Raw genomic sequence first — 6,502 nt, forward strand, 5'->3', positions numbered from 1 at the left:
GGCAAGAGGGTTTTTTCATAGGCGGCTTTCAGACGGCCGTCTTTTTTCATGGCGGCGATTTCGCCGTTGACCCAGTTCAGGAGGTCGGTGTTGCCTTTTTGAACAGCCGGGGCGATGAATTCGGCAGGGCCGAGGTTGCCGATGGCGACTTCAAAATTCGGGTTTTCTTTTGCCCATGCCCACAACAAGGCGTTGTCGTGGGCGAGTGCTACGCCGCGGCCGTCTTTCAGTGCGTCGAAGGTTTCGGTATTTTGGTCGAATTTCAGCAGTTTGACTTCAGGATGGTTTTTGGTGAAGAAGGCGTCGGCGGTAGTGCCTTTATTGACCAGAAGGGTTTGGTCTTTCAATTGCGCAACGTCGGTAATCGGTTTGTCTTTGGGGGAAACTACGCCCAAGGCCACTTTCATGTAAGGATCGGCGAAATCGACGGCTTCGGTGCGTTCGGGTGTTTTGGTGAAGTTAGCGAGGATGAGGTCGACTTTGCCGGAACGGACGTATTCGACGCGGTTTGCGGCCTCGGTCAGGACGAATTCGACTTTGTCGGGGCTGCCGAGCAGGTCTTTGGCCAGGTCTTTGGCGATTTCAACGTCAAAGCCTTGGTTTTTACCGTTGGCGTCAACATAGCCGAACGGAGGCTTGTCGCCGAATACACCGATACGGATGACGCCTTTTTCTTTGATGGAGGCAACGGTTGCCGCGCCGCTGCTTTGTGAAGATTGGGCATCGCCGGAGCCGCCTCCGCAAGCAGTCAGGCCGACGGCGATGGCGGCGGAGGCGAGGAGGGCTTTGAATTTGGCATTCAATTGCATGAGTGTTTCCTTTTCAAATGTTTGGTTGAAAGTGGAGGCCGTCTGAAAAAGGGTTCGGATGGCCTGAAAATAAAATCAGTAGTCCATGCCTGCCAAGAATTGGCGGGCGCGTTCGCTTTTGGGGGCGGAGAAGAAGGTTTCGGGGTCGGACGATTCGACGATGCGGCCTTTGTCCATGAAGACGATGCGATCGGCAACTTTGCGGGCAAACCCCATTTCATGGGTTACGATGAGCATGCTCATGCCTTCATGAGCGAGTTCTAAAACCACTTCCAAGACTTCGCGCACCATTTCGGGGTCGAGTGCGGCGGTGATTTCGTCCAGCAGGATGACTTCCGGATTCAGGCACAGGGCGCGGACAATGGCGATGCGTTGTTTCTGGCCGCCGGAGAGTTCGCGCGGATAGGCGTTTTTGCGGTCGAGCAGGCCGACGCGTTCCAACAGTTTGTCGGCTTGTGCCTCTGCTTCGGTACGGTTGCGGTTTTGTACTTTCACCGGGCCTAAGAGGATGTTTTCGATGACGGTCATGTGGGCAAACAGTTCATAGCTTTGAAAGACCATGCCGACTTTTTGCCGGGCGGTTTGCCAGGAAACGTCTTTGCCGAATTCGCCGACTCCATCCATCACGATGCTGCCGCCTTGGTGCGGCTCCAAACCGTTTACGCAGCGCAGGAGGGTGGATTTGCCGCAGCCGGACGGGCCCAGCAGTACGATGACTTCGCCTTTTTCCAAGTCCAAGTCTAAGGATTGAATGGCGGTTACGTTGCCGTATTGTTTGTGCAGGTTGCGGATGCTCAGTAAAGCCATGTCAGTGTTCCCATTTTTGTTCAAGTTTTGCCGCCAGCAGCGACAGCGGCCAGCAACAGAAGAAATACAGCATAAAAATCAGGCCGTAAACCCAAAATGAAGCATTGGGTTGCGTCAGCAGCGAGTTTTCGATGATTTGCTGACCGACTTTGACGACTTCGATGACGCCGATAAGGGAGGCAAGCGAGCTGGTTTTGATCATGCGCGTAAACAGATTGACGGCGCCGGGCAATACGCGGCGGATGCTTTGCGGCAGCTCGATGTAGCGGAATACCTGCCCGCGGCTCAAGCCGAGTGCCAGGCCTGATTCGACCTGGTGTTTTTCAATCGATTCCAATGCGCCGCGGACCAAATCGCCCATTTCGGCGATGCCCCACATGGTAAATACCCAGACGCAGACCCAAAATCCGTCGATGTGGATGCCTGTCCAGACGGATAGGCCGAAATACAGGCCGAACAGCCACACCAAAATCGGTACGATTCGGATGGTTTCGAGATAAAACCGTCCGATAAAGCGGATGAGCTGGTTGCGCGAACGTAAAACCAAGCCGAACAGCGTACCCAATACGCAGGAGGCGGCAACGGAGACCAGGGAAATCTGCGCCGTCAGCAACAAGCCTTCGCCCAAGCGTGCCGCGTTTTGTCCTTCAAACAGCCAGTCAAACACCATATTTTGCACTCCGTACGCGGTTTTCTGCCCAGCGCGCCAGAAGCGAAACGGGCAGAAGGATGATCAGGTAGCTGGCAAACAGCAGGAACAAGGCTTCGTTGGTTTTGTAGTCCATGCCGATGATGTCTTTGGTAACGAACAACAATTCTGCAATGCCGACCGCGCTGACGATAGATGTTTCTTTCATCAAAAACAATACGTTTGCGCCGATGGCGGGAACGGCGACCGCCCATGCCTGAGGCAATTCGACATAGCGGAACACTTGAAAGCGGCTCAAACCGATGGCCTTGCCCGCTTCGATCTGTCCTTTGGGGACGGCCAAAATACCGGCGCGGATGGCTTCCGCCATATAGCTTGCGCCCAAGAAAACCAGTGCGATCACGCCGCAGGTGAAACCGTCCCATTTAATGCCCATTTTCGGCAGGCCGTAATACAGGAAAAACAATTGGATCAGCAGGGGCGTATTGCGCGACAGCTCGATATAGGCGCGTGCCAATGCGTAGAAGGGGCGGATGCGGTATGCCGTAACCACGGCAACGGGCAGGCCGAACAGCAACGACAAAACGACGCCATATACCGACAATTCCAGCGTCAGCTTTGCCGCATCGACAAATTTAGGGATGGCATCGATCAGATAAGACCAGTTCATCAGAGTCAGACAATCAGCATGATAAAGGCAGTATTTTAACGGGTTTGTAAGAGAGTGTTAAATAATGGATAGGAATATCGATTGTGGATAAAACATAAAAAATGGAATAAGGCAAAGGCCGTCTGAAACGTTTCAGACGGCCTTAGAATGTCAAGGTTTCCGCGTCAGGCGGCAGCCGCTTTCCGTTCATGAATCAGTAAATTCAACAGGGCGGCCGTGCCTGCCAAGACTGCGTCGGCGTACCACATCCAGCCGTAATCGTTGAAGCGCGTGATGACGATGCCGCCGATGTACGAACCCAAAAAGCCGCCGATTTGGTGGCTCAACATGGTCAACCCGAAGAGGGTGGCCAAGTAGCGCGTACCGAAAAGTTTGCCGGTAATGGCGGCGGTGGGGGCGACGGTTGCCAGCCAAGTGAAACCGAGTCCGGCGGCGAAAAGATAGAAGTTCAAATCGGTTTTAGGGGCGGCCAGATAAATCAATATCATGGCGACACGCGAAGCATATAAACCGAAGAGGACGTATTTGCCCAAAAATCTGCCGGTACACCAGCCTGAAAAAATACAGCCAGCGATGTTTGCCAAACCAATAATGGCAATGGAGGTCGAAGCGACCGTAGCAGGGAGGCCGCAAAGTGAAATTTCGGTTGGCAGGTGGGTAACCAAAAAGGCGATGTGGAAACCGCAGGTAAAGAAACCCAAATGCAGCAAGATATAGCTGCGGTTGGCGAAAGCCTTACAGACGGCCTGCTTCAGGGTTTGGCCGCCGTCGTCGGTATGGACGGTATGAGAAGCATGTTTGCCGCCGGCCAGCCACCAAGAAATCGGCAAAATCAAGATGGCAATGACTGCCCAAACGTAAAATGTCCCCGTCCAGCCGACGTGGGGGAGGGCAATCAAACCTTGAACCAGCGGCGCGAACAAAAATTGCCCTGCGGACCCGCCTGCATTGACCAAGCCGGAAGCCAAGCCGCGCCGATGAGGCGGTGTTTTGGCGGCGACCTGTCCCATAATGATGGAAAATCCGCCCGAACCTGTACCGAATGCCAACAATAAACCGATACCCAGCATCAGCCCCCAATAAGTCGGCATTTGTGGCACCATCAGACAGGCGGCAATCAACAGAACCGTACCGCCGGCTAAAACCTTAAACGCGCCGAAACGGTCGGCCAACGCGCCGGACAAGGGTTGCGATATGCCCCACATCAATTGGAACACGGCAATAATCAGGCTGAACTGGGTCATGCTCAATTCGGTAGAGTTGACGACGGGCAGGACAAAAAGCCCTAAAGTCATCCTCATGCCGATGGTAATCAGCAGGATGGAGGCGGCAGCGGCAATCAGCAGCCACAAATTGGGTAATTTGGCAGAAGAATCGGTCATGATGTTTGTGTGTAAGGGGGCAGGAAATAAAAGCTATTCCTGCCACTATATTATTTATTTGATTTCTCGGCGAGCCGATATATAAACGCGCGATTCTAGCATTGGGCGGGAAACGGCATAAATAACCGTTGGTTCTTTGGATATGGTAAAAAGTGATATGGCTTGAGGATGAATTGAGGATGAATTGAGGATGAAGCGGTCAAATATTCTTCGTTTGGTACTGACGGAGCAAGCAAATTGCCGTTGAATTTTCGTTTGAGAAGAAAGGCCGTCTGAAAAGTTTCAGACGGCCTTTGTTTGACTGACTTACATCAGATGATTTCCAGAATGAAATACTGACGCAGTTTTTCGTACACATTATTTTGTACGTTGATACAACCATTGGTTATGATGCGGTCGGCCACATGAGGGGAGACGATGCGTTCCATGCGTCTTTCCTGTGGCTTGAGCGTCCATACCCTGTGTAACGCAAACAGAAAGTCATTTTCTTCTTTGAAGCCGATAACTTCGCCACCGTAACCCGGTTTGCTGGTCATCATCGGCGTCATATTGAATTTGCCTTTCGGCGTGGTCTTGCCAATCAATACCGGATGGCACTGACCGTCATCGGCAAAGCAAAGCTCCGCCTTAGCTGTATTGACCACAACTTTTTTGCGTTGGATATAGTCGTTGACAGCATCGGCAGAGGCCAAAGAATTCAGACCTGCTGCCAAGGCTATACCCAATAGGATCCGTTTCAAATTTGTCCTTATTGACGGATGCGTTTAGGAGCTTCTTTAATGATCTCGCGGATGATCACTTGAGGCTCTTGTTTAGGTGCTGGAGGAGGACATACGGCATCTTTAGGGAATACTGGATTCCAGAAGAAGCTGCGTGCAAATTTGTCTTTGTCGAAGATCACTTTGTATTGGCAAGTAGTGATGCCTTCAACGCCGGAAGTGTTTTCAGGGTCAACGCCTACGCCTGGGGTGTAGAAGTGGAACAGGTAGTCCCATTCACGAACGCCAACCATGCCTTCGTCGTAGTGAGGACGGCCGAGGATTTTATAGATGTCGTCTTTGGTCAGACCAGGACGCATTTGATCCAACTCGTCAAAAGTCGGGAATGTACCGCGGTCTTTGTTGAAGGTCAGGGAGTAAGGTTTAGGGAAGCGTGGCTCGTCGGTAGTGCCTTCAGGAGTGATTTTGCTCTTAGTAGCACAGGCGGCCAGCAGGCCGGTAGCCAGCAGGACGAAGCCCACTTTTGCGATTTTTTTCATTTGATAATCCTTTTATTGATTTTACCAGCCGAACTTTTCAGACGGCCTGTTAGTGCCGGCAGCGAGTTTGCCGGTTTACCCAAATAATGTTGTGCTTCTTAAAGATGTACCCGACGGTTTGACAAACAGAACATCGGCACATTCCGGCAGGGCATTGCGCCTCATCTCCGTTGTATCCGCCTGAATCGGCAGAACCGTTCAGACGGCCTGACTGACATTTATTGTCACTTTGTAACAATTTCACTGCGAGTAAGGCTTGGGGTTTAGAGATGTCCGGTTTTCGATAAATCAGGTTGTATTGCGTAATACCTTGTTATCTTTGTGCTTTAGTTCATTTTGGCATTTGCCGGAGATTAGGTACTTAATCTTTCGGGTGTTATCCCTGCAAATTGTATGCCAGTTTTCCTTTATACGCATAATCTGCGTATGCCAGAATGTTGGCTTTATACAACATTCATATTAACGAACCAGAAACGGATTGTACCTTTTCTCATGCCCGATGCTGGTCATACGGCCGTGTCCGGCTATAACTTGCGTGGTTTCGGGTAGGGTTAATAGTTTAGCGCAGATATTGTTTATGAGGTCATCATGATTGCCGCGCGGAAAATCTGTGCGACCAACGGTCTCATAAAATAAGACATCACCTGCGACTAAAAGACCGTTTTCAGCGTTGTAAAAAACGACTTGGCCGGGGGTGTGGCCGGGAATGTGGAGGACTTGGAAACTGTGGTTGCCGACCTTGAGCGTTTCCCCTTCTTCCAGCCAGCGTGTCGGCGTGAATGACGGAGAAACAGGGAAGCCGTATTGCGCCGTTGTTTGCGGAAGGGCTTGGAGCAGGAATTCGTCGTCTTTGTGCGGGCCGAGAACGGGTACGTCGCAGGTTTTCAAAAGTTCAACCACGCCGCCTGCGTGGTCAAGATGGCCGTG

General features: G+C 51.8%; 8 protein-coding genes. All 8 read right to left on the reverse strand.

Features of this window, described 5'->3' with window-relative positions:
- Positions 1 to 809, reverse strand: an 809-nt coding sequence (locus tag ACTHS3_RS09665) for an amino acid ABC transporter substrate-binding protein (RefSeq protein WP_440367836.1), incomplete at its 3' end; no start/stop codon positions are given.
- 75 nt (positions 810 to 884) lie between these two features.
- On the reverse strand, positions 885 to 1,616 hold the full coding sequence (locus ACTHS3_RS09670) for an amino acid ABC transporter ATP-binding protein (RefSeq protein WP_004519043.1): 732 nt from the start codon (positions 1,614 to 1,616) through the stop codon (positions 885 to 887).
- Position 1,617: 1 nt separating this feature from the next.
- A complete protein-coding gene (locus ACTHS3_RS09675; RefSeq protein ID WP_004519042.1) occupies positions 1,618 to 2,286 on the reverse strand; it encodes an amino acid ABC transporter permease in 669 nt (222 codons plus the stop codon).
- Positions 2,276 to 2,935 carry an amino acid ABC transporter permease gene (locus tag ACTHS3_RS09680; protein WP_003748035.1) on the reverse strand — a complete coding sequence of 220 codons (660 nt, stop codon included), beginning with the start codon at positions 2,933 to 2,935 and terminating at the stop codon, positions 2,276 to 2,278. The genes ACTHS3_RS09675 and ACTHS3_RS09680 overlap by 11 nt, the downstream gene beginning before the upstream one ends.
- A 164-nt stretch (positions 2,936 to 3,099) precedes the next feature.
- A complete protein-coding gene (locus tag ACTHS3_RS09685) occupies positions 3,100 to 4,317 on the reverse strand; it encodes an MFS transporter (RefSeq protein ID WP_004519041.1) in 1,218 nt (405 codons plus the stop codon).
- 311 nt (positions 4,318 to 4,628) lie between these two features.
- Positions 4,629 to 5,057, reverse strand: a complete 429-nt coding sequence (locus tag ACTHS3_RS09690) for a L,D-transpeptidase (protein ID WP_070624970.1) — start codon at positions 5,055 to 5,057, stop codon at positions 4,629 to 4,631.
- A gap of 8 nt (positions 5,058 to 5,065) precedes the next feature.
- Positions 5,066 to 5,575, reverse strand: a complete 510-nt coding sequence (locus ACTHS3_RS09695; protein ID WP_004519039.1) for an outer membrane protein assembly factor BamE — start codon at positions 5,573 to 5,575, stop codon at positions 5,066 to 5,068.
- Positions 5,576 to 6,034: 459 nt separating this feature from the next.
- The coding region (locus ACTHS3_RS09700) for an MBL fold metallo-hydrolase (RefSeq protein ID WP_440367840.1) at positions 6,035 to 6,502 on the reverse strand (468 nt) is incomplete at its 5' end.

This window comes from Neisseria sp. P0009.S007 (genome assembly GCF_051962515.1).